The sequence below is a fragment of the Rathayibacter caricis DSM 15933 genome (assembly GCF_003044275.1).
Taxonomy (GTDB): Bacteria; Actinomycetota; Actinomycetes; order Actinomycetales; family Microbacteriaceae; genus Rathayibacter; species Rathayibacter caricis.
Map to the genome: position 1 here is coordinate 2,935,810 of NZ_PZPL01000001.1, position 23,773 is coordinate 2,959,582.

Consider the following 23,773-nt stretch of genomic DNA (forward strand, 5'->3'; position numbering starts at 1 on the left):
CTGCTCGCCGGGATCGTCGCGGCCCTCACCGGCTTCTCGAGCTCCTTCGCGATCGTCCTCGCCGGAGTCGTCGCCGTCGGCGCGACCGACCGGCAGGCCGCGTCCGGACTCCTGGCCGTCTGCGTGCTGCAGGGTCTGCTGTGCATCCTGCTGAGCATCCGCTACCGCGTTCCGATGACCTTCGCGTGGAGCACCCCCGGAGCCGCACTGCTCGCGGCGACGGCGGCGCTCCCCGGCGGCTTCGACCGCGCGGTGGGCGCGTTCCTGGTGGCGTCGCTCCTCCTGGTGGTCACGGGGCTCTGGCCGGCGCTGGGGCGGCTGGTGTCGCGCATCCCGCGACCGCTCGCCAACGGCATGCTCGCGGGGATCCTGTTCCCGCTCGTGCTCGCGCCCGTCCGGGCGGCGGTCGAGATCCCGGCGCTGGCCCTGCCGGTGATCCTGGTCTGGCTCGTGCTCGTGCGGCTGCTCCCGCGCTGGGCCGTACCTGCCGCGATCGGCCTGGCGATCGTGCTGCTGCTGGTCACCGACGGGGCGGCCCTCGCCGGCGCGCCGCTGCTGCCGTCGCCCGAGTTCGTCGCTCCGGTCTTCGAGATCGGCGCGATCGTCGGCATCGGACTCCCGCTCTACGTGGTCACGATGGCGGGTCAGAACATCCCGGGCATCGCCGTGCTGTCGAGCTTCGGCTTCGCGCCACACTCCCGACCGGCGATCGTCTCTTCCGGAGCGCTCTCGGGCGTCGCCGCCGTCTTCGGCGGGGTGCCGATCAACCTCGCTGCGCTGAGCGCGGCGCTGACCGCCGGCCCGGAGGCGTCCCCGCTGCCGGAGCGCCGGTGGATCGCGTCGGTCTCGGCGGGCGCGTCCTACCTCGTCCTCGGCGTCGTGGCCGGCGCCGCGACGGCGCTGGTCTCCTCCGCGAGCCCTCTGCTCATCGAGGCCGTCGCCGGGCTGGCGCTGCTCGGAGTGTTCGTCGCGGCGGTGCAGGCGGCCGTCGACGAGCCGCGGCTGCGTCTGCCCGCGGCGGCGACCCTCCTCGTCACCGCGTCCGGCACCACCGTCGCGGGGATCGGATCCGCTTTCTGGGGGCTGGTCGTCGGGCTCGTCCTGCTGGCGTGGCTCGTGCCGCGCCGGTCCGCCGCTTGAGAGCTCAGTCGCGGGGGAGCAGTCCCCGTCGTCGCAGCAGCGGCTCGGTGCGGGCGTCGCGACCGCGGAACCCGCGGTAGGCGTCGAGCGGATCGCGCGAGCCGCCGATCCCGAGGATCATCCGGCGGAAGCGCTCGCCCGCCGCGCGATCCAGACCGCCGTTCTCCTCGAACCACTCGACGGTGTCGGCGTCGAGGATCTCGCTCCAGATGTAGGAGTAGTAGCCCGCGGAGTAGCCGCCCGAGAAGACGTGCGCGAAGTAGGTGCTGCCGTACCGCGGCGGGATCGCGTCGAGCAGCAGGCCGGCGCGGCGCAGCGCGTCGTCCTCGAAGTCGTGCACGTCGACGCGCTCGACCGGGTGGGCGCGCTCGTGCCAGGCGAGGTCCAGGAGCGCCGAGGCGAGGTACTCCGCCGTGGCGAAGCCCTCACCCCAGAGGGCGGACTCCTCGAGCCGCTGCACGAGCTCGGCGCTCAGCGGCTCACCGGTCTCGACGTGGCGCGCGTAGGAGGACAGGAGCTCCGGTCGGCGCACCCACATCTCGTTCACCTGACTCGGGAACTCGACGAAGTCGCGGTAGACGCTCGTGCCGCCGAACCGCGGATACCGCACCGAGGCGAGGAGGCCGTGCAGGGCGTGCCCGAACTCGTGGAAGAGCGTGTCGACCTCGTCCAGAGCGAGCAGTGCAGGCTCGCCCTCGCCGGGCGCCAAGATGTTCAGGGTGTTGACGACGACGGCGGAGTCGCCGAGGAGGCTCGTTCGCGTCGACAGCGAGTTCATCCAGGCGCCGCCCCGCTTCGAGTCGCGGGTGAAGGGGTCGAAGAGGAAGAGCCCGAGCGCGGAGCCGTCCTCCTCGTGCACCTCGAAGACGCGGACGTGCTCGCTGTGGCCGCCGAGGTCCGTCCGCTCCTCGAAGCGCAGACCGTAGAGTCCCGCCGCCGCGGCGAAGACCCCCTCGTGCAGCACCCGCTCCAGCTCGAAGTAGGGCCGCAGCGCGCTCGAGTCGACGTCGTAGGACGCGGAGCGCACCCGCTCCTCGTAGTACGCGCGATCCCAGCGCTCGAGGACGAACCGCGGTGCACCTGCGCCGTCCTGCTCCGCGTCGGCGAACGCCTGCATCCTGGCGAGCTCCTCGGACGCGTTCCGGGCGGCGGGCTCGGCGAGCTCCTCCAGCAGAGTCCGCACCCGCTCCGGGGAGCCGGCCGTCTGCCCCGAGATCACGAACTCGGCGTGCGAGTCCGCCCCGAGCAGAGCGGCGCGCTCCGCCCTCAGGGCGACGATGTCCTGCAGCACCTCGCGGTTGTCGTGCTCGCCGCCCTCGCTCGCCCTGCCGACGGAGGCTCGCAGGATGCGCTCGCGCACCGAGCGATCGCGCAGACGGGCGAGCCACGGGTGGCCGGAGAAGAGCGGCAGGGTGACGAGGACGCCCTCGAGACCGCGTTCCCCGGCGGCCCGCTGAGCAGCGGACACCTCGGAGTCGTCGAGCCCGTCGAGCGCCGAGGCGTCGTCGAACGCGACGGCGCGCGCGTTGGTCTCGGCGAGCAGGTTCTTCTGGAAGAGCGTGGTGAGGGTCGAGAGCCGCTCGTTCAGCTCGCCGAGACGGGCCTTCCCGTCGTCGTCGAGGAGCGCTCCTGCGCGGGCGAACCGTGTGAGCACCCGCTCGAGCAGGTAGGCCGTCTCGTCGTCGAGGTCGAGTCGATCCCTCTGCTCGCCGAGGACGCGGAGCCGCTCGTAGAGCCGCGGATCGAGGGTGATCGCGTCGTCGTGCGCCGACAGCAGTGGAGCGAGCTCCTGCTCCAGCGCATCGGTCTGCGCCGTGCGATCGGACGCGCAGACGGTGAAGAAGACCGCGCTCACCCGGCGCAGGGCGCGACCGGAGCGCTCGAGCGCCACGAGCGTGTTCTCGATGCTCGGCGCCGCCTCCGTGGAGACGATGACGTCGATCTCGGTGCGGTGCCGGCGCAGCGCCTCCTCGAAGGCGGGCCGGTAGGCGTCCGGGTCGACCGCCGCGAAGTCGGGCAGACCGTGGGGGAGGGTGCTGGGCTCGAGGAGGACGGCGACGGAGTCGATCATCCTGCGAGCCTAGGCCGCACCCGGCGGGCTCAGCCCCAGTCGTCGTCCTCGCCCTCGACGCGGCCCTGCGGCTGCGTGATGTAGGCCGCGTCCTCGTCGGGACGGTAGGTGACGGTCGTACCGTCGTCGAGCTCGAGGACGGGCTTGCCCTCGAGCCAGGTGAGCTGCCAGCGCCAGTCCGCCGTTTCGGTGCCCGCCTCGGCGAGCTCGTGCTCGACGTCGCGGACCGCGGTGACGACGATCTCCGGGAGGGTGGTCGGCGGCCGGCCGCCGAGGTTCCAGCGTGTTCCGAGCTGCATGGTGCGTCCTCTCGTCGGTGCTCGGGAGGCGGGCCGGTCGGGCCCGCCTCCCGGCGCGTCCTAGACCTCGGTCTCGAGCTCGATCTCCACCGACAGTGTCGCACCCTCGGCGAAGTCGAGGGCGGCGATCCGGCCCACTGCGGCGATGTCACCCGCGGCGAGGCGGAGCGAGGCGATCAGGTCGGCGGGAGCCGTGACGACGGCCGCGCGGGCCGGCGTCTTCTGCGAAGCCTTCGCATCCGTCTTCGCGCGGCGGACCGCCGTGAGCACGGTGCTGGCGGCGGCGAGGACCGAGGGGTCCCCACCGAGACCGGTCTGCTCGGGCCACGGCTGCGTGTGGATCGAGGCGTCGTGCGACCACGACCACGTCTCCTCGGTGGCGAAGGGGATGAACGGAGCGAAGAGGCGCAGCAGCGCATCGAGCGCGAGGTGGAGTGCGGCGGCCGCCGAGGCACCGTCCTCGCCGTACGCGCGCTCCTTGACGAGCTCGAGGTAGTCGTCGCAGAAGGTCCAGAAGAACGCCTCGGTGCTCTCGAGCGCCCGCGCGTGGTCGTAGTTCTCGAGGGCGGTCGTCGCCTCGGCCACCACGGCGTCGAGCGTCGCGAGCATGCTCAGATCGAGCGGATCGGTCACCTCGGCGCCCTCGGCCTGCGCGAAGCCGTGGATGAACTTCGCCGCGTTCAGGACCTTGATCGCGAGACGCCGGCCGATCTTGATCTGGGTCGGGTTCTGCGGATCGAACGCCGCGTCGGTCCCGAGCCGCGACGAGGCCGCCCAATAGCGCACCGCGTCCGAGCCGTGCTGCTCGAGCATGCCCGCCGGGGTGACGACGTTGCCCTTCGACTTCGACATCTTCTTGCGGTCCGGATCGACGATGAAGCCCGAGATCGTCGCGTTGCCCCAGGGCGCGCGCGAGTCCTCGAGCTGCGAGCGCAGCAGCGTCGAGAAGAGCCAGGTGCGGATGATGTCCTGGCCCTGGGGGCGGAGGTCGTACGGAGCCACGAGCTGCCAGAGCTCGTCGTCGCGCTCCCAGCCGCCCGCGAGCTGCGGGGTGAGCGAGGAGGTGGCCCAGGTGTCCATGACGTCGAGCTCGCCCTGGAAGCCGCCGGGCACGCCGCGCTGGTCCTCGGAGTAGCCGGGGGCGGGGTCCGAGGACGGATCGACGGGCAGCGCCGACTCCTCGGGAACGAGCGGGCGGTCGAAGACGGGGTTGCCGTCGCCGTCCAGCGGGTACCAGACGGGGATCGGCACGCCGAAGAAGCGCTGGCGCGAGACGAGCCAGTCGCCCGAGAGGCCGTTGACCCAGTTCTCGTAGCGCACGCGCATGAACTCGGGCACGAAGCGGACGTCGCGGCCGAGCTCCAGCAGGCGCTCCTTGAGCGCGGCGTCGCGCGCGCCGTTCACCAGATACCACTGCCGGGTCGACACGATCTCGAGCGGCTTGTCGCCCTTCTCGAAGAACTTCACGGGGTGGGTGATGGGACGCGGCTCGCCGGTCATCTCCCCTGACTCGGTGAGGAGCGCGACGACGGCCTGCTTGGCCGAGAACACCGTCTTGCCGGCGAGCTGCGCGTACGCCTCGCGGCCCGCGTCGCTCGCGATTGCCTGCGGCGCCTCCGAGACGATGCGGCCGTCGAATCCGATGATCGCGCGGTTGGGCAGGTCGAGCTCGCGCCACCAGACCACATCGGTGACGTCGCCGAAGGTGCAGATCATGGCGATGCCCGAGCCCTTGTCCTTCTGCGCGAGGTGGTGCGCGAGCACGGGCACCTCGACGTCGAAGAGCGGGGTGCGGACGGTCGTGCCGAAGAGCGGCTGGTACCGCTCGTCGTCGGGGTGCGCGACGAGCGCGACGCAGGCGGGCAGCAGCTCCGGGCGGGTCGTCTCGATGAAGACGTCCTCCGCGCCCTCGCGGTGGAACGCGATCCGGTGGTACGCCCCGGGCTGCTCCTTGTCCTCGAGCTCGGCCTGGGCGACCGCGGTGCGGAAGGTGATGTCCCACAGGGTCGGCGCCTGGGCCTGGTAGGCCTCGCCGCGGGCGAGGTTCCGGAGGAACGCGCGCTGCGAGGCGGCCTGCGACTCCTCGCCGATGGTGCGGTAGGTCTGCGACCAGTCGACGGAGAGTCCGAGGCTGCGCCAGAGGTCCTCGAACTGCTTCTCGTCCTCGAGGGTGAGGCGCTCGCACAGCTCGATGAAGTTGCGGCGCGAGATCGGCTTCTGGTCGGCCGCCTTGCTGCTCTTGTTGTCGCCGCCCTCGAACGGAGGAGTGAAGTCGGCCTCGTAGGGCAGCGTCGGGTCGCAGCGGACGCCGTAGTAGTTCTGCACGCGGCGCTCCGTCGGCAGGCCGTTGTCGTCCCAGCCCATCGGGTAGAAGACCTTGCGGCCGCGCATGCGCTGGAACCGCGCGACGACGTCGGTGTGCGTGTACGAGAAGACGTGCCCGATGTGCAGCGAGCCCGACGCGGTGGGCGGGGGCGTGTCGATCGAGTAGACGTCGGCGCGGGTGAGACCGGTGCGGTCGAACCGGTACGTCCCGTCGGTCTGCCAGACGAGGCCCCACTTGCTCTCGAGCCCCTCGAGGGCGGGCTTCGCGGGGAGTTGCGCGGCGAAGGTCATGATTCTCCGGTTCGATATGGGCGGCACCGTGTCGGTGGTGATGATGCCTGGATGGCGGCTCCGGAGCGGATCGCTCACCGGCCGCGCCGATCCTATCGCGGAGCCGCGGTGCGGCCGTCGGGAGCGGCCCGGCCGACGACCGGGGCGAATCCGGCGCAGACCGGGGCGAGCGCCTCGTCGAGGTAGGGCACCAGCTCGCCGCGGGTGGGCCCCGCCGCCGCCCACGCCTGCACCGCGGCGACGGCCGCTCCGACGCTGGCGTAGGCGATGGCCCGGGAGAGGTGGGTCGGGAGCGGTCGCGCGGCCCGCTGCTCCACGAAGGCGGCCACGATCGCCGCCTGGCGCGCGAGCCGCGACAGGGCCGACGCCTGCAGCTCGTGCACACTGCCGATCAGCGCGCTCTGGGTGAGCGCCCAGGGCACGGAGGAGGGGCCGAAGCCGGCGCCGACCGCCAGCAGCGCGTCGCGCAGCGCGTCCATCGCCGGCCGCTCCGGCGCCGTCGCCCCGAGTGCGGCGGGCAGCTCGGCCAGCCGGTCGTCGACGAGGACCCAGAAGACGTCGCTCTTGGACTCGAAGTAGTTGAAGAACGTGTTGCGCGAGACGCCGGCGCGCTGGGCGATCTGCTCCACGGTCGTGCCCGCGTAGCTCTGCTCCAGGAACAGGTCCAGCGCGGCGTCCTCGAGCATCGAGCGCGACGAGGCGCGCGGCCGTCCTCTGCTCGTCGCTCCCGCCATGTGCGCTCCTGCTCCTCCCGCCCCCGACGCGCTACGATAGCCCTCAACGACTTCGACCCGGCCATCACCGGCGAGTCTCCGGAAGAACGGCGTCGGCTCCGGCCCCCGCCCAGTAGAACCGGACGGGTGCGGCCCGTGACAGCCGGTCGAGTGGGGACGTCTCCGAGGCAGCGCCGAGGGAGGTCCCAAGCGAGGTGGTACCGCGACCCCGGCCCGGGCTGACAGATCCGGGCGGGCCGTCCTCGTGCAGCCCAGCATCACTGCCAGGAGAACGCACGTGACCTATCCCTTGACCCCTCCCACCTCCGGCGACTCCGGATCCGCCTTCGGCCGCGGGGTGACCCCGTCGCCGCGCTTCCCCGAGATCGAGGAGGCCGTCCTCGCGCACTGGAAGGCCGACGACACCTTCCAGGAGTCGATCCGCTCGCGCGAGGGCTCTCCCGAGTGGGTGTTCTACGACGGACCGCCCTTCGCCAACGGCCTGCCGCACTACGGGCACCTGCTGACCGGGTACGCGAAGGACCTCTTCCCGCGCTTCCAGACCATGCGCGGCAAGCAGGTGCACCGCCGCTTCGGCTGGGACACCCACGGCCTGCCCGCCGAGCTCGAGGCCGAGCGGCAGCTGGGCATCACCGACAAGTCCCAGATCGAGGAGATGGGCATCGCCGCGTTCAACGCCGCGGCGAAGGAGTCGGTGCTGCGCTACACGGGCGAGTGGCAGGACTACGTCACCCGCCAGGCGCGCTGGGTCGACTTCGAGAACGACTACAAGACGCTCGACCCCTCCTTCATGGAGTCGGTCATCTGGGCGTTCAAGCAGCTCTACGACAAGGGCCTCGCCTACGAGGGCTACCGGGTGCTGCCCTACTGCTGGCGCGACCAGACCCCGCTCTCGAACCACGAGCTGCGGATGGACGACGACGTCTACAAGATGCGCCAGGACCAGACGGTGACGGTCACGTTCCCGCTGGTCGGCGAGACGGCGGAGGCGCTGAACCTGACCGCCGTGCGCGCGCTCGCCTGGACGACGACTCCCTGGACCCTGCCGACCAACGCCGCGCTGGCCGTCGGCCCCGACATCGAGTACGCCGTGCTCGCCTCGGGCCCGAACGGCGCCGCCGACGGGAAGGGCGAGCCGGAGGAGCGCGAGCTCTCGGCCGAGTACCTCCTCGCCATCGACCAGGTCGGCGCGTACGCGAAGGACCTGGGCTACGACGACGCGGAGTCCGCGCGCGCCGCCGTCTCGCGCACCCTCCGCGGTCGCGAGCTCGAGGGCGTCAGCTACGACCGCCTCTGGGACCACTACGCCGACACCGAGACCTGGGGCACGCAGAACGCGTGGCGCATCCTGGTCGCCGACTACGTGACGACGAGCGAGGGCACGGGCATCGTGCACCAGGCCCCCGCCTATGGCGAGGACGACCAGAAGGTCTGCGAGGCCGCAGGCATCCCGGTCATCATCTCCGTCGACGACGGCGGCCGCTTCCTCCCGCAGATCGCCGAGGTGGCCGGCCTGCAGGTGTTCGAGGCGAACAAGCCCCTCACGCAGCTGCTCAAGGCGCAGCACCGGCTCCTCCGTCAGGCCAGCTACGAGCACTCGTACCCGCACTGCTGGCGCTGCCGGAACCCGCTGATCTACAAGGCGGTCTCGAGCTGGTTCGTGCGCGTCACCGCGTTCCGCGACCGTATGGAGGAACTCAACCAGGAGATCACCTGGGTCCCCGAGAACGTGAAGGACGGCCAGTTCGGCAAGTGGCTCTCGGGCGCGCGCGACTGGTCGATCAGCCGGAACCGCTACTTCGGCTCGCCGATCCCGGTGTGGAAGAGCGACGACCCCGACTACCCGCGCATGGACGTGTACGGCTCGCTCGACGAGCTCGAGCGCGACTTCGGCGTGCGCCCGGAGGACCTGCACCGCCCCTTCATCGACGAGCTCACGCGGCCGAATCCCGACGACCCGACCGGGCGCTCGACGATGCGCCGCATCACCGACGTCCTCGACGTCTGGTTCGACTCGGGCTCCATGCCGTTCGCGCAGGTGCACTACCCGTTCGAGAACGCGGACTGGTTCGACTCGCACAACCCCGCCGACTTCATCGTCGAGTACATCGGGCAGACGCGCGGCTGGTTCTACACGCTGCACGTGCTCTCGACCGCGCTCTTCGACCGGCCGGCGTTCCGCAACGTCGTCAGTCACGGCATCGTCCTCGGCAACGACGGCCAGAAGATGTCGAAGTCGCTGCGCAACTACCCGGACGTCGCCGAGGTCTTCGACCGCGACGGCTCCGACGCGATGCGCTGGTTCCTGATGTCGAGCCCGGTGCTGCGCGGCGGCAACCTGGTCGTCACCGAGGAGGGGATCCGCGAGGGCGTGCGCCAGGTGCTGCTGCCGCTCTGGAACACCTGGTACTTCTTCTCGCTCTACGCCAACGCCTCCGGCGAGGACGGCTACGAGGCGCGCCGCCGCACCGACTCCGGGGACGTCCTCGACCGGTACCTGCTCGCCAAGACCCACGACCTGATCGAGACCGTCACCGGGCACCTCGAGGCGCTCGACTCGACCCTCGCCGCGGCCGCGCTGCGCGACTTCGCCGACGTCCTCACCAACTGGTACGTGCGCCGCTCCCGCGACCGCTTCTGGCAGGGTGCCGACGCGGACGGCCGGGGCGCGGAGGCGTTCGACACGCTGTACACCGTCCTCGAGACGGTGACGCGCGTCGCCGCTCCGCTGCTCCCGCTGATCTCGGAGGAGATCTGGCGGGGACTGACCGGCGGGCGCAGCGTGCACCTGACCGACTGGCCCACCGCCGACGAGTTCCCGGTCGACGAGGCCCTCGTCCACGCGATGGACGCCGTGCGCGGCATCTCGTCGACGGCGCTCTCGCTCCGCAAGCAGGCGGGACTGCGCGTGCGCCTGCCGCTCGCGCGCCTCACCGTGGTCGTCGCGGACGCCGACGAGCTCGCGCCGTTCGAGGCGATCCTGCGCGACGAGCTGAACGTGAAGGAGGTGACCCTCGTGCCGCTCGTCGAGACGAGCGCGTCCGACTACGGAGTCACCTCCCGCCTGGCCGTCAACGCCCGTGCCGCCGGACCGCGGCTCGGACGCGGCGTGCAGACGGTCATCAAGGCCGCGAAGGCGGGCGACTGGAGCGAGGTCGACGGAGTCGTGACCGCGGGCGGCGTCGAGCTGGCCGAGGGGGAGTACGAGCTCACGCTCGAGGTCGGGGGAGCGGGCGCCGACGACCGCGCCATCGCGCTCCTCCCGCGCGGAGGGTTCGTCCTCCTCGACACCGCCACCACGCCCGAGCTCGAGGCCGAGGGGCTCGCCCGCGATCTCATCCGCGCCGTGCAGGACGCCCGCAAGGGAGCCGGTCTCGACGTGAGCGACCGCATCGTGCTCGACGTGATGCTCGACGAGGTCAGCCTCGGCGCGCTCGAGCCGCACGCGACCTGGATCGCCGAGGAGACCCTCGCGACCGGGTTCGCCTTCACCCCGCTGACCATCGCCCTCGAGGGCGGCGAGGGGGCCGTCGCCTTCGGTCCCGCCGGCACCGCCATCATCCGCGTCGAGAAGGTCGAGGCCGCCGATGTCTGATCCCCTCGAGAACGACGCCGACCGGGCGGCGGCCGACGCCGTCTACGCGACCCTGCTCGAGCGCCTGGGCGAGTCGAACGTCCGCCCGAGGCTCGCCCCGACGCGACGCGCCGTCGAGATACTCGGCGACCCGCAGCGGGCCTACCCGGTGATCCAGGTGGCCGGCACGAACGGCAAGACCTCCACGAGCCGGATGATCGAGAGCCTCCTGCGGGCCCACGGCCTGCGCGTCGGGCTGTTCACGAGCCCGCACCTCGAGCGCTTCAACGAGCGCATCGTCATCGACGGCGAGCCCATCTCGGACGAGAGCCTCGTCGCGAACTGGCAGGACGTCGAGCCCTACATCCGCATGACCGACGCCGAGCTCGCCGAGCAGGACGAGCCGCCGCTCTCCTTCTTCGAGGTCATCACCGTGCTCGCGTACGCGGCCTTCGCCGACGCGCCGGTCGACGTGGCCGTCATCGAGGTCGGGATGGGCGGCGAGTGGGACTCGACGAACGTCGCCGACGCGCAGGTGGCCGTCTTCACGCCGATCGCGCTCGACCACACGGACCGCCTCGGCTCGACGATCGACGAGATCGCGCGCACCAAGTCGGGCATCGTGAAGCCGCTGGCCGCCGTGGTGTCGGCGAAGCAGACCCCCGAAGCGGAGGCGGTGCTGCGGCACGCGGCCGAGGCCACCGAGTCCTCCATCGCCTTCGAGGGCTCGGAGTTCGACGTCACCTCGACCACCGTCGCCGTCGGCGGCCAACTGGTCTCGGTCCGCGGTCTCGCGACCTCCTACGACCAGCTCCTGCTGCCCTTCTTCGGCGACCACCAGGCCGAGAACGCCGCCGTCGCCATCGCCGCGGTCGAGACGTTCATCGGAGGCGGCACCCAGGAGCTGACCGGCGACGTCCTCGACGAGGGGCTCGCGGCCGCGACCTCCCCGGGGCGTCTCCAGGTGGTCGGCAACTCCCCGCGCACCCTCGTCGACGCCGCGCACAACCCGCACGGCGCCGCCTCGCTCGCTGCAGCGCTCGGCCGCTACTTCGACTTCGACCGTGTCACCGCGGTCGTCGGCGTGCTCGCCGAGAAGGACGCCGAGGGCATCCTCCGCGCGCTCCTGCCGGTCGTGGACGAGCTCATCGTGACCCGCGCGCCGAGCGATCGCGCCCTCGCGGCCGACGACCTCGCGGCACTCGCGCGCACCGTGTTCCCGGAGGAGTCGGTGCACGTCGCCGAGGACACCGCAGCAGCGCTGACCGCGGGCCGCCTGCTCGCGGCGCGTACCGACAAGGGCGCCCTCGTGATCACAGGGTCGATCACTCTCGTCGGGCGCGCGATCACCGTCGCCCGCGACGAGAACTGGCAGGGCTCGTGAGAGCCGGGCGCCCGCGCCGGGCGAGGACCGTCCGCGAGAGCCTCGCGTCGATCGTCCTCGGCTTCGAGGTCGTCATCGTGTTCCTCGCGACCCTCGTGGGCTTCGGCCTGAAGGTCGCCGATCCGGTGGTCGTGCTGGTCGGCGGGGGAGTGCTCTGCCTCGCGATGCTGGCGACGCTCCGCCTCCTCGACCGCCCGCTCGGCATCCGGATCGGCTGGGTGCTGCAGTTCGTTATCGTTGCCTCGGGTCTGCTCGTCCCGATCATGTTCGTCATCGGCGCGGCCTTCGTCGCCCTCTGGACGTACTGCATCGTGACGGGCACCCGCCTCGACTCCCAGGCCGGCCCTCCGGCGGCCGGGACCACCGACCCCATCGAAGGAGACCGCTGAACCATGGCCATCCAGGAGACCCTCGTCCTCGTCAAGCCCGACGGAGTCGCGCGCAACCTCACCGGCGAGATCCTCCGCCGCATCGAGGCGAAGGGCTACTCGCTCGTCGACATCAAGCTCGTGGAGGCCGACCGCGACCTCCTCGGCGCCCACTACGCCGAGCACGAGGGCAAGCCGTTCTACGAGCCGCTCGTGGAGTTCATGGAGAGCGGTCCGATCGTCGCGATCCGCATCGCCGGCGACCGAGTCATCGAGGGCTTCCGCTCCCTCGCCGGAACGACCGACCCGACGACCGCGGCGCCCGGCACCATCCGCGGCGACCTCGGCCGCGACTGGGGCCTCAAGGTGCAGCAGAACCTCGTCCACGGCTCCGACTCCGTCGAATCCGCGGAGCGCGAGCTCTCCCTCTGGTTCTCCTGACGGAGAACCGCCGCGGGAGCTCGCGCTCCGCGGTGTTCCGCGGTGAACCGCGGAACCGCGGTCGGCTCGCGTAGGCGGTCCCGATCCGCAGAGCGTCGCGACTCCGGCGACGGGAAAGCGCTCGAACGCGCTTTCCCGGATACGCCTCGCGGTGTTCGGCGATCCGGTGACGGGCACCTCGGGATCTTCCCGGGGTGCCTTTCTCTGTCCGTGTCGTCGGGTGGTCCGCGCGTTCCGCGACGGAGGGCGCCCTGCACGAGGAGCCTCCCGCCGGCCCTTGCTGATCGAGGAGCCCGCGCAGGCGGCGTATCGAGCGGAGGGGGCGCCTTCGGTGCCAACGCGGGGGGGAAGAGACGGATGTTCTGGGGGACGTGGGTCTCGATACGCCCCTTCGGGGCTACTCGACCAGCAAGGAGGCGGGGGTCTCCTCCCAGTAGATCCACGTCGTGCCCGCTGATCGAGTAGCCCGCGCAGCGGGCGTATCGAGATCCACGTGCTCCAGGAGGAGTGCTGCCGTCAGCGCCTGAGCAGCCTCACAGGTACGAGAGCACATCCAGACGGAGCTGCGCGATCACCGCGATCGCGAGGTAGCAGAGCAGCGTGATGAACGGGATCCAGCCGTAGGCGGCTCCCGCGAAGCGCCGCACCGCGGCCGGGACCGGGAACACGCCCTCGCGCAGGTTCCGCAGGGTCACGAGCCAGAAGCCCGGGATCACGACCGCCCAGGTGAGCATGCACCACGGGCAGAGCGTGCCGAGGAGGAAGACGCTCTGCGTGATCAGCCAGATCACGAAGCCCAGGGCGAAGACGAAGCCCAGGTTGAAGACCGCCCAGAACCAGCGGTCGAAGCGCGCCCCGGCCAGCAGCCCGGCCCCGACCACGATCGGCGCGATCCAGGCGGCCACCCCGATCAGCGGATTCGGGAAGCCGAAGACGGCTCCCTGGGGCGAGTCGAGGTTCGCGCTGCACTGCACGAGGATGCTGAAGTCGCACCCCAGTCCCGTCGACGGATCGGTCAGCGCCGCGAACTTGTCGAGCGTCAGCGCGAAGGCCGCGATCCACCCCGTGATCCCCAGGACGACCAGCAGTGCGGCGAACAGGATCGGGCGTCGAAGGGCGGGGGCGTCGGACACCGGGGGATTATCGCACGGGCCGAATCGGCGCCTCTGGGAATGCGTGCGATAATCGGAGCCGTCGGTCCGGAAGATCCCGCGCCGGCACCAGAAGGTTTACCGGGCGAACACCGGGCCACAGGAGATCGACCGCGTTCCGCGAATGGACGCGACGGGTCACCCGCTCCACCACGACGCGACCGACGGTCGCAGCGAGACGGAGCACGTGTCGGATAGTCAGTTCCGAGAACGAAGCTGCACCCGGAGTCCTGCGCCACGTGAGCGACCGGATCGGGGGAGCGGAAGGATTCGCGACGGGCCCCACGCGGCCCCTCGCACGAGGAGAGATCCGGGTAGGAAGGCGCGGCGGACGACCCGGCCGAGGAGTGCACCAGGAATGGTGGAAGACAAGAATTCGAGCGGATCCGATCCGGACCGCGACGAGCCCCGCAGCGGGGCCAAGAAGATCAGCCGCCTCTTCGGTGGCCGCCGGGCGACCCGGCGGACCGAGTCGAGCGCGCCAGCGACAGGGGGAACGATCATCGATACCGACGAGACCGACACGACCGCGCAGGAGACGCCGACCGAGGACGTGAGCGAGGCCCAGAGCCCGACGTCCTCCGTCGCGTTCTTCAACGCCCTGCCCGAGACGGCGCCCGGCCAGGAGGACGCGCGTCCCGCCCGTCCCGCACTGCCGAGCACGTCGCTCCTGTTCCAGGCGCCCGAGCTGCCCGACTACGTCGAGCTCGCACCGCTTCCGCCGCGCGGCGCCCCACTGGGCCTGCGCGAGGAGCGCGAGGCGCCCGCGGAGGAGCAGGGCTCCGTCCGCCGCCGCTCGCGCCGCCGCACCGGCGAGAGCGACCGCGGCGGGTCGGACGACCCCGAGAACACCGTCGTCCGGGTCCGTCAGCCGCGGGAGCCCCGCGAGCAGCGCGAGCCCGAGCTGATCACCGAGCCTCAGCGCATCAAGGGCTCCACTCGTCTCGAGGCCAAGAAGCAGCGCCGCCGCGACGGCCGCGACGCCGGCCGCCGACGCACGGTGGTCACCGAGTCCGAGTTCCTCGCCCGCCGCGAGGCCGTCGACCGCGTGATGGTGGTCCGCTCGAAGCAGGACAGCATCCGCATCGGCGTCCTGGAGGACGGCGTCCTGGCCGAGCACTACGTCGCCCGCTCGCAGGAGGCGTCCCTCATCGGCAACGTCTACCTCGGCCGCGTGCAGAACGTCCTCCCGAGCATGGAGGCGGCGTTCGTCGACATCGGACGCGGACGCAACGCCGTCCTCTACTCCGGCGAGGTCGATTGGGACGCCGCGGCGAACCCCGGCGGCCCCCGTCGCATCGAGCTCGCCCTCAAGCCCGGCGACCGCGTCCTCGTGCAGGTCACGAAGGACCCCGTCGGCCACAAGGGCGCCCGCCTGACGAGCCAGATCTCGCTCCCGGGCCGCTACCTCGTCTACGTGCCCAACGGCTCGATGAACGGCATCTCCCGCAAGCTCCCCGACACCGAGCGCGCCCGCCTGAAGAAGATCCTCAAGGAGGTCCTTCCCGAGAACGTCGGCGTCATCGTGCGCACGGCGGCCGAGGGAGCCACCGAGGAGCAGTTGACCGTCGACGTCGAGCGCCTCACCGCGCAGTGGACGGCGCTCAGCGAGAAGGCCGCGACCGGCCAGGCGCCGGCTCTCCTGCACAGCGAGCCCGACCTGCTGATCAAGATCGTCCGCGACGTCTTCAACGAGGACTTCGAGAAGATGGTCATCGCCGGCGACGACGCCCGCGAGACCATCGAGCTCTACCTCAGCCAGGTCGCCCCCGACCTGCTCGAGCGCGTCGAGGTGTACTCGGGCGAGCAGGACGCGTTCGACGAGTTCCGCATCACCGAGCAGATCGAGAAGGCTCTCGAGCGCAAGGTCTGGCTGCCGAGCGGCGGCTCGCTCGTCATCGACCGCACTGAGGCGATGACCGTCGTCGACGTCAACACCGGCAAGTTCGTCGGCTCGGGCGGCAACCTCGAGGAGACCGTCACCAAGAACAACCTCGAGGCCGCGGAGGAGATCGTCCGCCAGCTGCGCCTGCGCGACATCGGCGGCATCATCGTGGTCGACTTCATCGACATGGTGCTCGAGTCCAACCGCGACCTCGTGCTGCGCCGCCTGGTCGAGTGCCTCAGCCGCGACCGCACCAAGCACCAGGTCGCCGAGGTCACCTCGCTCGGCCTCGTGCAGATGACCCGCAAGAAGCTCGGCCTGGGCCTCCTCGAGACCTTCAGCGAGAACTGCGAGGTGTGCGCGGGCCGCGGAGTCATCGTGCAGCACGACCCGGTCGTCAAGCACCGCTCCACCGCCGCCCCGCAGCAGGAGCGCCGCCGCGGCGGCCGCTCGGGCGACAGCGCGTCCGGAGGCTCGCCCCGCCAGAACGGCTCCGGCGGCTCGTCCGCCGCGAACGGCCAGAACGGCTCCGGAGCGAAGAGCGTCAGCACGCACGCCATCACCGACGACGCGAAGAACGCCCTCGCTCAGATCGCGGCGAGCACCATCCACCCCGCGAACGTGCGCCAGGCCGCCGAGGAGGCCGCCGCGCTCGTCGACGAGGCGTCCGCCGAGTCCGCCCGTACCGAGCCCGTCGAGCCCGTCGAGACCGGGGACTCGGAGCAGACCGAGCAGACCGCACCGCGCGAGCAGTCGCGTCGCGGCGAGCGTCCCGCCCGGGGTGAGCGCCGCCGCCGGGGCCGCGACCGCGAGCCGCGCCAGGAGAGCACGGGCGATGAGACGGTCGAGGCGCCGGCGGAGCAGTCCGCTCCGCCCGCCGTCGAGGCGCCGGTCGTGCCGATCCTCGACATCCCTATCCCGCCCGCTCCCGCGACCACGGGTCGTCGGGTGCGCAGCGAGGTCGCCGAGCACCTGCTCGACTCCGTCCTCGATGCACTCCCGGCCCCCAAGCAGCCGGGTCAGGGCCGCGCCAAGAGCCGCCGGGTGACCACCGCCGCTCTCACGGGCGTCGCGGTCATCCCGGAGCAGACCCCGCGCCGCGCCGAGCAGCAGTAGCGACCGCGCGAGCGATCAGTGGGGCCCGGTGCCCGGCGAGAGCCGGCGCCGGGCCCTCTCCGTCTCCCGGTCCCGGCCCTTCACGCGTAGACCGCTGCTCAGGAGCCGCTCCACCAGTTCGCGTGCGCCGACCGGGATCGCGCCCGCGGCGAGCAGCTCGGATCGGCGCTCCTCGGGGACGTCGTAGTGGTCGAGGTCGAAGCTGCGCTCGGGGACTCCGGTGCGCCGCGCGAACGCGTGCAGCTCCTCCAACGACTCGTCGCTGACCAGGTGCGCCCAGAGCGTGTCGTGGGCCGGCCACCGCGCCGCGTCGAGAAGGATCGCCATCCATCGATCGTAGGCGGCGCGCCTGCCGCCCCGGCCCGCCGCTGTCCACTATCGTGACGGGGTCGTCGGATCGGGCGCGCCGTGCCGAGAGGCCGTGCGGCCGTGCGATGCCCGCTCTCCGGAGCGGGCGTTTGACCGTCGAGCTCCCATCCCGTACTCTTGACCGTTGGTGTGGCGCGATCCATGTGCTCACGCAGATTTCCGTCGTCGCCCGTCTCCTCACGGAGAGCGGGACGCGGTACCGGTTCCCTCGTTCGGTGTGGGAGACGGGAAAGAAACGGGGCCCCGCCCCTTCCATACAAGCCCCGGATGGCGCCGTCTCACGACAGCGCCCGTCCAGACGAGAAACAGGTACGAGAAGTGGTTTACGCAGTTGTGCGCGCCGGCGGTCGGCAGGAGAAGGTCGAGGTCGGCACCATCGTGACGATGGACCGCGTCAAGGCCGACGAGAACGGCACCGTGCAGCTGGCTGCCGTGCTCCTCGTCGACGGAGACTCGATCACCTCGGACGCCTCGGCGCTCGAGAAGGTCTCGGTCACCGCGGAGGTGCTCGAAGAGCTCCGCGGTCCGAAGATCGTCATCCAGAAGTTCAAGAACAAGACCGGCTACAAGAAGCGCCAGGGGCACCGTCAGGAGCTCACGCGCGTGAAGGTCACTGGCATCAAGTAACCGCTGACCGCGGAGCGAGCCATCGCACCGCGGATGTTCAGCACGGGGCTGCGGCCCCCCGGTCTCGAGGAGATGAGAAATGGCACACAAGAAGGGCGCGAGCTCCACTCGCAACGGTCGTGACTCGAACGCGCAGCGTCTCGGCGTCAAGCGCTTCGGCGGTCAGGTCGTGAACGCAGGCGAGATCATCGTCCGCCAGCGCGGCACCCACTTCCACCCCGGCGCCAACGTCGGACGCGGCGGCGACGACACCCTGTTCGCCCTGTCGGCCGGCGCGGTCGAGTTCGGCACCAAGGGCGGCCGCAAGGTCGTCAACATCGTGGCGGCCGCCCAGTAGGGTCGGTCTCCTCGGCCGAGCAGGCACAGGACGCAAGGGGCGGGCTTCGGCTCGCCCCTTGCGCGTTGCAGCGGCCCGCCGGCCTCCGGCGCACGGGAACCCCGGCGCCCCCACTCCCGATCGGACGGACAGAACAACCATGGTCACCTTCGTCGACAACGTCACGCTGCACCTGCGTGCCGGCCACGGCGGGAACGGCTGCGTCTCCGTCCGCCGCGAGAAGTTCAAGCCGCTCGCCGGCCCCGACGGCGGGAACGGCGGTCACGGCGGCGACATCGTCCTCGTCGCCGACCCGCAGGTCACGACACTCCTCGCCTACCACCGCCACCCGCACCAGTCCTCCGAGAACGGCGGGCCCGGGATGGGCGACCACCGCGCCGGAGGCAACGGCGAGCTCCTCGAGCTGACCGTCCCGGTCGGCACCGTCGTGAAGTCACCCGACGGCGAGCAGCTCATCGACATGGACGAACCGGGTCTCCGCTTCGTCATCGCTCCTGGCGGTCAGGGCGGTCTGGGCAACGCGTCGCTCGCCACCACGAAGCGCAAGGCCCCCGGGTTCGCGCTGCTCGGCACCCCGGGCTGGGAGGGCGACGTCGTCCTCGAGCTCAAGACCGTCGCCGACGTCGCACTCGTCGGGTTCCCCTCCGCGGGCAAGTCGAGCCTCGTCGCCGCCATCTCGGCCGCGAAGCCGAAGATCGCCGACTACCCCTTCACCACGCTCGCCCCGAACCTCGGCGTCGTGCAGGCGGGGGAGTCGCGCTACACCGTCGCCGACGTCCCCGGCCTGATCGAGGGCGCGAGCGAGGGCAAGGGGCTCGGCCTCGAGTTCCTCCGTCACGTCGAGCGCTGCACGGCGCTCGTGCACGTCCTGGACTGCGCCACTCTCGAGCCGGGTCGCGACCCGCTGACCGACCTCGACGTCATCCTGGGCGAGCTCGCGGCCTACCCCGTCGGCGACGGCCAGGTCCCGCTGCTGGAGCGTCCTCAGCTGATCGCCCTCAACAAGGTCGACGTGCCCGAGGCCCAGGAGCTCGCCGCGTTCGTGCGCAACGACCTCGAAGCGCGCGGCTACCGCGTCTTCGAGATCTCGACCGTCAGCCACAAGGGCCTCCGCCAGCTGACCTTCGCCCTGGCCGAGATCGTCGAGCAGCACCGCGCCGAGCTCGCTGCGGCACCCCAGGTGGAGCGGATCACCATCCGCCCGCGGGCCGTCGACGAGAAGGACTTCGAGATCCGCGTCGAGGGCGGCTCCTACGGCAACATCTACCGGGTGCTGGGCACGAAGCCCGTGCGCTGGGTCGCGCAGACCGACTTCACCAACGACGAGGCCGTCGGCTTCCTCGCCGACCGGCTCGCGAAGCTGGGCGTCGAGAACGGCCTGTTCGCGGCGGGAGCCGTCGCCGGCTCCACCGTCGTCATCGGCCGGGGCGACGGAGTCGTCTTCGACTGGGAGCCGACCCTCACCTCCACGGCGGAGCTCCTCACCGCGCCCCGCGGCACCGATGTGCGGCTCGAGGACAACCGCCGCAAGACGCGCAACGAGCGCCGCGACGAGTACTTCGAGCGGATGGACGCCAAGGCGGAGGCCCGCGCGGAGCTCGAGCGCGAGCGCCTGGGCGGCGTGTGGCGCGTCTCCGACGAGGACGACGCCGTCGACACCGTCGAGGCGGACCGCGAGGACTGACCTCCGGAGCCCGGCGCTCGCGGAGGTGCCGGGCTCCGTCCGTCGTCCGCAACGGAGCACTACACTGTCCGGATGCCGCAGACGACCCTCGACAGCACCGCTCTGACGGAGCGGTTCGCCGCCTCCCGCACCGCGTCCCGATCCCTCCGGAGTGCGACGACCGAGCTGAAGAACCGCGCGCTCCTCGCGATCGCCGACGCCGTCCGCTCGGGCGCCGACCGCATCGTGCCGGCGAACGACCTCGATCTCGCGAACGGGCGGGAGAACGGGATGAGCACCGGTCTGCAGGACCGCCTCCGCCTCGACGAGGCGCGACTGGGCTCCCTGGCCGACGCCGTCGTCGCCGTCGCCGGTCTCGTCGACCCGGTGGGGCAGACCGTCCGGGGGTCGAACCTGCCCAACGGCGCCTCGCTCACGCAGGTGCGCGTCCCGTTCGGCGTCGTCGGAGCCATCTACGAGGCGCGCCCGAACGTGACGATCGACATCGCCGCGCTCGCGCTCAAGAGCGGCAACGCGGTGATCCTGCGCGGCGGGTCCGCCGCCGAGAACACGAACCGGGTGCTGGTCGAGCTGCTGCAGGAGGCGATCGCCTCCGTCGGACTGCCGCGCGAGCTGGTGCAGACCGTCGACGACCACGGCCGCGAGGGCGCGAAGGCGCTCATGCGCGCCCGGGGCTACGTCGACGTCCTCGTCCCGAGGGGGAGCGCAGGGCTCATCGAGTCCGTCGTCACCGAGTCCACCGTGCCGGTGATCGAGACCGGGGCGGGAGTGGTGCACGTCTTCCTCGACGCCTCGGCCCACGAGCAGTGGGCGGTCGACATCGTGCACAACGCCAAGACGCAGCGTCCGAGCACCTGCAACGCCCTCGAGACCCTGCTGGTGCACCGCGACGCGGCGGAGCGCCTGCTGCCGCCGGTCCTCGGCCGGCTCGAGCGCGCGGGCGTCACGGTCCACGGCGACGACCGCGTCCGCGCGCTGCACCCCTCCGCGGTCGCGGCGACGGAGGAGGACTGGTCGGCCGAGTACTACTCGCTCGACATCGCCGTTGCGATCGTCGACGACCTCGACGCGGCGATGGCCCACATCGCGCGCTACTCCACGCACCACACCGAGTCGATCGTGACCAACGACCTCGCGAACGCCGAGCGGTTCCTCGCCGAGGTCGACTCGGCCGTCGTCATGGTGAACGCGTCGACCCGCTTCACCGACGGAGGCGAGTTCGGCTTCGGGGCCGAGGTCGGCATCTCCACGCAGAAGCTGCACGCGCGCGGGCCGATGGGGTTGCCCGAGCTGACGAGCACCAAATGGCTGCTGCGCGGTGCCGGGCAGGTCCGCGCCTAGTCCCGACAGCGGCCGGGTAGACTCGACAGCGCCCGCGCGGGCACCACGACCTTCAAGGAGCACCGAATGTCCCTGGCCACGACCGTCCTGGCAGAAGCATCGACGCACGTCGAGCTGCCGTTCCCCGCGATCGTGTTCGGCCTCATCGCCGCCGTCGCGTTCGTCGGCCTCGGCTTCGTGACCTGGAGCTACCGCGACGTGTCGAACCGCCACGCGCACAAGACCTCCGGATCGGCCGACCAGCACGGACACGGCCACTAGGCCGGAGGCTCCGCGATCGTGACGTCCGCCGCGAGCGGCGATCCCCGGCGTCCGCGCATCGGCGTGATGGGCGGAACGTTCGACCCCATCCACCACGGGCACCTCGTCGCGGCGTCCGAGGTCGCGCAGTCGTTCGACCTCGACGAGGTCGTCTTCGTCCCCACCGGGCAGCCCTGGCACAAGAAGACGGTGACCTCCGCCGAGCATCGCTACCTGATGACGGTCATCGCGACCGCCTCGAACCCGAGCTTCACCGTGAGCCGCGTCGACGTCGACCGGATCGGCACCACCTACACGATCGACACCCTGCGCGACATCCACGCCGCGCATCCCGACGCCGAGCTCTTCTTCATCACCGGAGCCGACGCGGTCGCGCAGATCCTGAGCTGGAAGGACTACGACGAGCTCTGGGAGCTCGCGCACTTCGTCGCTGTCAGCAGGCCCGGCCACGTCCTGAACGTTTCGGGATTGCCGGCACAGGACGTATCCTTGTTGGAGATTCCGGCGCTCGCGATTTCCTCGACTGACTGTCGGAGCCGCGTGAACCGGGGTCGTCCGGTCTGGTACCTGGTTCCCGACGGTGTCGTCCAGTACATCTCGAAGCACCATCTGTATCGGAGTACGTCATGACAGTCCAGCCCGAGGAGAAGCCGCTCACCCGGCGAGAGATCCGCGAGCGCGAACGCCGCGAGGCGGGGCTCGCCCCGGCCGCCGCAGCGCCCACGACCTCGCGACGCGCCGCCACCGCCTCGGTGACCGCTGCGGGGGACATGCCCGTGCTCACGCCGGTCCAGACCCTCCGCATCGAGGCGCCCCAGGCGTCTCCCGCCCGGGAGCCGGACCTGCGGACGTCCGCTCTCGAGGTCGTGCTGCCGGAGGGCGTCGAGCGTTCCAGCCTCACGCGCCGCGAGCTCCGCGCGCTGCACGCGCAGCAGCAAGCCGCGAAGCTCGCTGCCTCGCCGACGACCGCTTCCGCGCCCGGAGTGGCGACGACGCAGCCGGACGAGCCGGCCTCGGTCGACGACGCCGTCGGGCGCGCCTCCGAGCTCCCCTCCTCCGAGACCGACTCGGGCGACTCCGACTCGGGCGACTCCGACTCGGGCGACTCCGACGAGCGGGCGCAGCAGGACGACGACGCGACCCGTGACTCCGGGACCGTCGAGCCCAAGCTCAACACCGCCCTCTTCGCGACCGTGGGCACGCTCGACCTCGGCGACGAGAAGGCGACGGAGATCACGGGCAGCTTCCACCCGCCGATCGAGCACCTCGCGATCACGGAGGAGCTCGACAGCAAGTCGAAGGAGGAGGTCGACGCCTCGTTCGACGAGCTCATCGCCCGCGGGGTCTCCTCCACCGGAGCGGTGACGACGACCAACGCCCTGATCCTCCCCACGACCGGTGCCGGCGACGTCGTCGAGGGGCGCTCGGACACCGGCGAGGTCCTCGTGACCGGCACCTTCGAGCTCCCGCGGAGCCTCGGGTCGACGGGCCAGCACCCGAACCTGTACGACTCGCCCGACGTCGACCGCTACGTCGACCGGATCGACCGCGAGCAGCCCGCCGCCGACTCCGAGCCGGTCCGTGCGTCCAGCGCCGTCTCGACCCACGCCGCCGGTACCGCGATGATCGCCCCGCAGAAGAAGCGCGGCATCAGCGCTCCCGTCGTCCTCGCGATCACGGCGGCCGTCCTCCTCGTCGCCTCGATCGCGCTGTTCATCGGCGGCTTCGTCCTCAACATCTTCTGATCCGCTCTCCCCGACACTGAAGGCTTCATGACTGCGACCGATTCCGCCCGCGCCCTGCTCGACATCGCGGCCACAGCCGCCGACTCCAAGGGCGGGGAGGATCTGGTCGCGCTCGACGTGTCGGGCCCGCTGCCGCTGGTCGACATCTTCCTGCTCGTGACCGGGCGCTCCGAGCGCAACGTGGTCGCGATCGCCAACGAGGTCGAGGACCGCCTGATCGCCTCGGGCAGGAAGCCGCTGCGCCGCGAGGGCCGCTCCGAGGGGCGCTGGATCCTGCTCGACTTCGGCGACCTCGTCGTCCACGTCTTCCACGAGGAGGACCGGATGTACTACTCGCTCGAGCGCCTGTGGAAGGACTGCCCGACCGTGCCCTTCACCGTCGACCAGCCCGTGCCCGCCGACTCCTCGGCTCCCTCGCACTGACGAACACGCCCGGTGGCAGGGCTCGATTTCGTCTGACGCACTTCGTGTTGTAGATTATTCGAGTTGCTTCCGCCGGGCGGAGGGAACGGAACAGGCAAGACGAACGGGTCCGTGGCGCAGCTGGTAGCGCACCTGCATGGCATGCAGGGGGTCAGGGGTTCGAATCCCCTCGGATCCACCGAGACACAAGAGCCGCCCCTCGGGGCG

The 23,773-nt window shown here is 71.4% G+C and carries 20 protein-coding genes and 1 tRNA gene; 15 read left to right on the forward strand and 6 right to left on the reverse strand.

Going from position 1 to position 23,773, the window contains the following annotated elements:
- Nucleotides 1–1,140 carry a benzoate/H(+) symporter BenE family transporter gene (locus tag C1I63_RS13655; RefSeq protein WP_211315674.1) on the forward strand — a complete coding sequence of 380 codons (1,140 nt, stop codon included), beginning with the start codon at nucleotides 1–3 and terminating at the stop codon, nucleotides 1,138–1,140.
- 4 nt (nucleotides 1,141–1,144) lie between these two features.
- Here the strand turns inward: C1I63_RS13655 and C1I63_RS13660 are convergent, their stop codons facing one another.
- From C1I63_RS13660 to C1I63_RS13675, 4 genes are all read right to left on the reverse strand, one after another.
- A complete protein-coding gene (locus C1I63_RS13660) occupies nucleotides 1,145–3,211 on the reverse strand; it encodes a M3 family metallopeptidase (protein ID WP_107575130.1) in 2,067 nt (688 codons plus the stop codon).
- Nucleotides 3,212–3,240: 29 nt separating this feature from the next.
- On the reverse strand, nucleotides 3,241–3,510 hold the full coding sequence (locus C1I63_RS13665) for a hypothetical protein (protein ID WP_107575131.1): 270 nt from the start codon (nucleotides 3,508–3,510) through the stop codon (nucleotides 3,241–3,243).
- Between the two features lie 60 nt (nucleotides 3,511–3,570).
- Complete coding sequence (gene valS / locus C1I63_RS13670) at nucleotides 3,571–6,126, reverse strand: valine--tRNA ligase (RefSeq protein ID WP_107575132.1); 2,556 nt, start codon at nucleotides 6,124–6,126, stop codon at nucleotides 3,571–3,573.
- A 92-nt stretch (nucleotides 6,127–6,218) separates the two neighbouring features.
- On the reverse strand, nucleotides 6,219–6,860 hold the full coding sequence (locus C1I63_RS13675) for a TetR/AcrR family transcriptional regulator (RefSeq protein WP_055792378.1): 642 nt from the start codon (nucleotides 6,858–6,860) through the stop codon (nucleotides 6,219–6,221).
- A gap of 277 nt (nucleotides 6,861–7,137) precedes the next feature.
- On the opposite strand from C1I63_RS13675, the gene ileS reads away from it, so the two are divergent.
- The 4 genes from ileS to ndk are packed head-to-tail and all read left to right on the forward strand — an operon-like array spanning nucleotide 7,138 to nucleotide 12,627.
- Nucleotides 7,138–10,455, forward strand: coding sequence for an isoleucine--tRNA ligase (gene ileS, locus C1I63_RS13680; RefSeq protein ID WP_107575133.1), 3,318 nt, complete (start codon nucleotides 7,138–7,140; stop codon nucleotides 10,453–10,455).
- Nucleotides 10,448–11,818: a bifunctional folylpolyglutamate synthase/dihydrofolate synthase gene (locus C1I63_RS13685; RefSeq protein ID WP_107575134.1), complete on the forward strand. Its 1,371-nt coding sequence runs from the start codon at nucleotides 10,448–10,450 to the stop codon at nucleotides 11,816–11,818. Before ileS ends, C1I63_RS13685 begins: the two co-directional genes overlap by 8 nt.
- Nucleotides 11,815–12,207 carry a DUF4233 domain-containing protein gene (locus tag C1I63_RS13690; RefSeq protein WP_244907084.1) on the forward strand — a complete coding sequence of 131 codons (393 nt, stop codon included), beginning with the start codon at nucleotides 11,815–11,817 and terminating at the stop codon, nucleotides 12,205–12,207. The genes C1I63_RS13685 and C1I63_RS13690 overlap by 4 nt, the downstream gene beginning before the upstream one ends.
- Nucleotides 12,208–12,210: 3 nt before the next feature.
- Nucleotides 12,211–12,627 carry a nucleoside-diphosphate kinase gene (gene ndk, locus C1I63_RS13695; RefSeq protein ID WP_056867064.1) on the forward strand — a complete coding sequence of 139 codons (417 nt, stop codon included), beginning with the start codon at nucleotides 12,211–12,213 and terminating at the stop codon, nucleotides 12,625–12,627.
- 533 nt (nucleotides 12,628–13,160) lie between these two features.
- On the opposite strand, the gene C1I63_RS13700 is transcribed toward ndk, so the two are convergent.
- Nucleotides 13,161–13,760, reverse strand: coding sequence for a vitamin K epoxide reductase family protein (locus C1I63_RS13700; RefSeq protein WP_107575135.1), 600 nt, complete (start codon nucleotides 13,758–13,760; stop codon nucleotides 13,161–13,163).
- Nucleotides 13,761–14,136: 376 nt separating this feature from the next.
- Here C1I63_RS13700 and C1I63_RS13705 point away from each other — a divergent pair, with 376 nt between their 5' ends.
- Nucleotides 14,137–16,779 carry an Rne/Rng family ribonuclease gene (locus tag C1I63_RS13705; RefSeq protein ID WP_107575136.1) on the forward strand — a complete coding sequence of 881 codons (2,643 nt, stop codon included), beginning with the start codon at nucleotides 14,137–14,139 and terminating at the stop codon, nucleotides 16,777–16,779.
- A gap of 15 nt (nucleotides 16,780–16,794) precedes the next feature.
- Here the strand turns inward: C1I63_RS13705 and C1I63_RS13710 are convergent, their stop codons facing one another.
- Nucleotides 16,795–17,106 (reverse strand): DUF4031 domain-containing protein, encoded by a 312-nt coding sequence (locus C1I63_RS13710; RefSeq protein WP_107575137.1) that lies wholly within the window; start codon nucleotides 17,104–17,106, stop codon nucleotides 16,795–16,797.
- Nucleotides 17,107–17,466: 360 nt separating this feature from the next.
- Here C1I63_RS13710 and rplU point away from each other — a divergent pair, with 360 nt between their 5' ends.
- The 9 genes from rplU (at nucleotide 17,467) to C1I63_RS13755 (ending at nucleotide 23,744) form a co-directional block, all read left to right on the forward strand.
- Nucleotides 17,467–17,775, forward strand: a complete 309-nt coding sequence (rplU, locus tag C1I63_RS13715; RefSeq protein ID WP_077223659.1) for a 50S ribosomal protein L21 — start codon at nucleotides 17,467–17,469, stop codon at nucleotides 17,773–17,775.
- A 79-nt stretch (nucleotides 17,776–17,854) separates the two neighbouring features.
- Entirely contained in the window at nucleotides 17,855–18,112 is a 258-nt protein-coding gene (rpmA, locus tag C1I63_RS13720; protein ID WP_055792356.1) for a 50S ribosomal protein L27, read from the forward strand.
- Nucleotides 18,113–18,251: 139 nt separating this feature from the next.
- Nucleotides 18,252–19,796: a GTPase ObgE gene (obgE, locus tag C1I63_RS13725; protein WP_107575138.1), complete on the forward strand. Its 1,545-nt coding sequence runs from the start codon at nucleotides 18,252–18,254 to the stop codon at nucleotides 19,794–19,796.
- Nucleotides 19,797–19,868: 72 nt separating this feature from the next.
- Nucleotides 19,869–21,137: a glutamate-5-semialdehyde dehydrogenase gene (locus C1I63_RS13730; RefSeq protein WP_107575139.1), complete on the forward strand. Its 1,269-nt coding sequence runs from the start codon at nucleotides 19,869–19,871 to the stop codon at nucleotides 21,135–21,137.
- A gap of 66 nt (nucleotides 21,138–21,203) precedes the next feature.
- On the forward strand, nucleotides 21,204–21,398 hold the full coding sequence (locus tag C1I63_RS13735; RefSeq protein WP_055792346.1) for a hypothetical protein: 195 nt from the start codon (nucleotides 21,204–21,206) through the stop codon (nucleotides 21,396–21,398).
- Between the two features lie 18 nt (nucleotides 21,399–21,416).
- Nucleotides 21,417–22,028: a nicotinate-nucleotide adenylyltransferase gene (nadD, locus tag C1I63_RS13740; RefSeq protein WP_082481455.1), complete on the forward strand. Its 612-nt coding sequence runs from the start codon at nucleotides 21,417–21,419 to the stop codon at nucleotides 22,026–22,028.
- Entirely contained in the window at nucleotides 22,025–23,143 is a 1,119-nt protein-coding gene (locus C1I63_RS13745; RefSeq protein ID WP_107575140.1) for a hypothetical protein, read from the forward strand. The genes nadD and C1I63_RS13745 overlap by 4 nt, the downstream gene beginning before the upstream one ends.
- Nucleotides 23,144–23,170: 27 nt before the next feature.
- Nucleotides 23,171–23,566, forward strand: a complete 396-nt coding sequence (rsfS, locus tag C1I63_RS13750) for a ribosome silencing factor (protein ID WP_055792340.1) — start codon at nucleotides 23,171–23,173, stop codon at nucleotides 23,564–23,566.
- Nucleotides 23,567–23,671: 105 nt separating this feature from the next.
- Nucleotides 23,672–23,744: transfer RNA gene (locus tag C1I63_RS13755), tRNA-Ala, on the forward strand.
- Nucleotides 23,745–23,773: the final 29 nt, after the last annotated feature.

Excerpts from the sequence above, each read along its gene's own strand:
- C1I63_RS13705 (WP_107575136.1), top strand. The coding sequence starts at position 14,137 with ATGGTGGAAGACAAGAATTCGAGCGGATCCGATCCGGACCGCGACGAG.
- obgE (WP_107575138.1), top strand. The coding sequence starts at position 18,252 with ATGGTCACCTTCGTCGACAACGTCACGCTGCACCTGCGTGCCGGCCAC.
- C1I63_RS13665 (WP_107575131.1), bottom strand. The coding sequence starts at position 3,510 with ATGCAGCTCGGAACACGCTGGAACCTCGGCGGCCGGCCGCCGACCACC.
- C1I63_RS13745 (WP_107575140.1), top strand. The coding sequence starts at position 22,025 with ATGACAGTCCAGCCCGAGGAGAAGCCGCTCACCCGGCGAGAGATCCGC.
- C1I63_RS13710 (WP_107575137.1), bottom strand. The coding sequence starts at position 17,106 with ATGGCGATCCTTCTCGACGCGGCGCGGTGGCCGGCCCACGACACGCTC.
- rsfS (WP_055792340.1), top strand. The coding sequence starts at position 23,171 with ATGACTGCGACCGATTCCGCCCGCGCCCTGCTCGACATCGCGGCCACA.
- C1I63_RS13730 (WP_107575139.1), top strand. The coding sequence starts at position 19,869 with ATGCCGCAGACGACCCTCGACAGCACCGCTCTGACGGAGCGGTTCGCC.
- rpmA (WP_055792356.1), top strand. The coding sequence starts at position 17,855 with ATGGCACACAAGAAGGGCGCGAGCTCCACTCGCAACGGTCGTGACTCG.
- C1I63_RS13735 (WP_055792346.1), top strand. The coding sequence starts at position 21,204 with ATGTCCCTGGCCACGACCGTCCTGGCAGAAGCATCGACGCACGTCGAG.
- C1I63_RS13675 (WP_055792378.1), bottom strand. The coding sequence starts at position 6,860 with ATGGCGGGAGCGACGAGCAGAGGACGGCCGCGCGCCTCGTCGCGCTCG.
- C1I63_RS13660 (WP_107575130.1), bottom strand. The coding sequence starts at position 3,211 with ATGATCGACTCCGTCGCCGTCCTCCTCGAGCCCAGCACCCTCCCCCAC.
- valS (WP_107575132.1), bottom strand. The coding sequence starts at position 6,126 with ATGACCTTCGCCGCGCAACTCCCCGCGAAGCCCGCCCTCGAGGGGCTC.
- ndk (WP_056867064.1), top strand. The coding sequence starts at position 12,211 with ATGGCCATCCAGGAGACCCTCGTCCTCGTCAAGCCCGACGGAGTCGCG.
- C1I63_RS13685 (WP_107575134.1), top strand. The coding sequence starts at position 10,448 with ATGTCTGATCCCCTCGAGAACGACGCCGACCGGGCGGCGGCCGACGCC.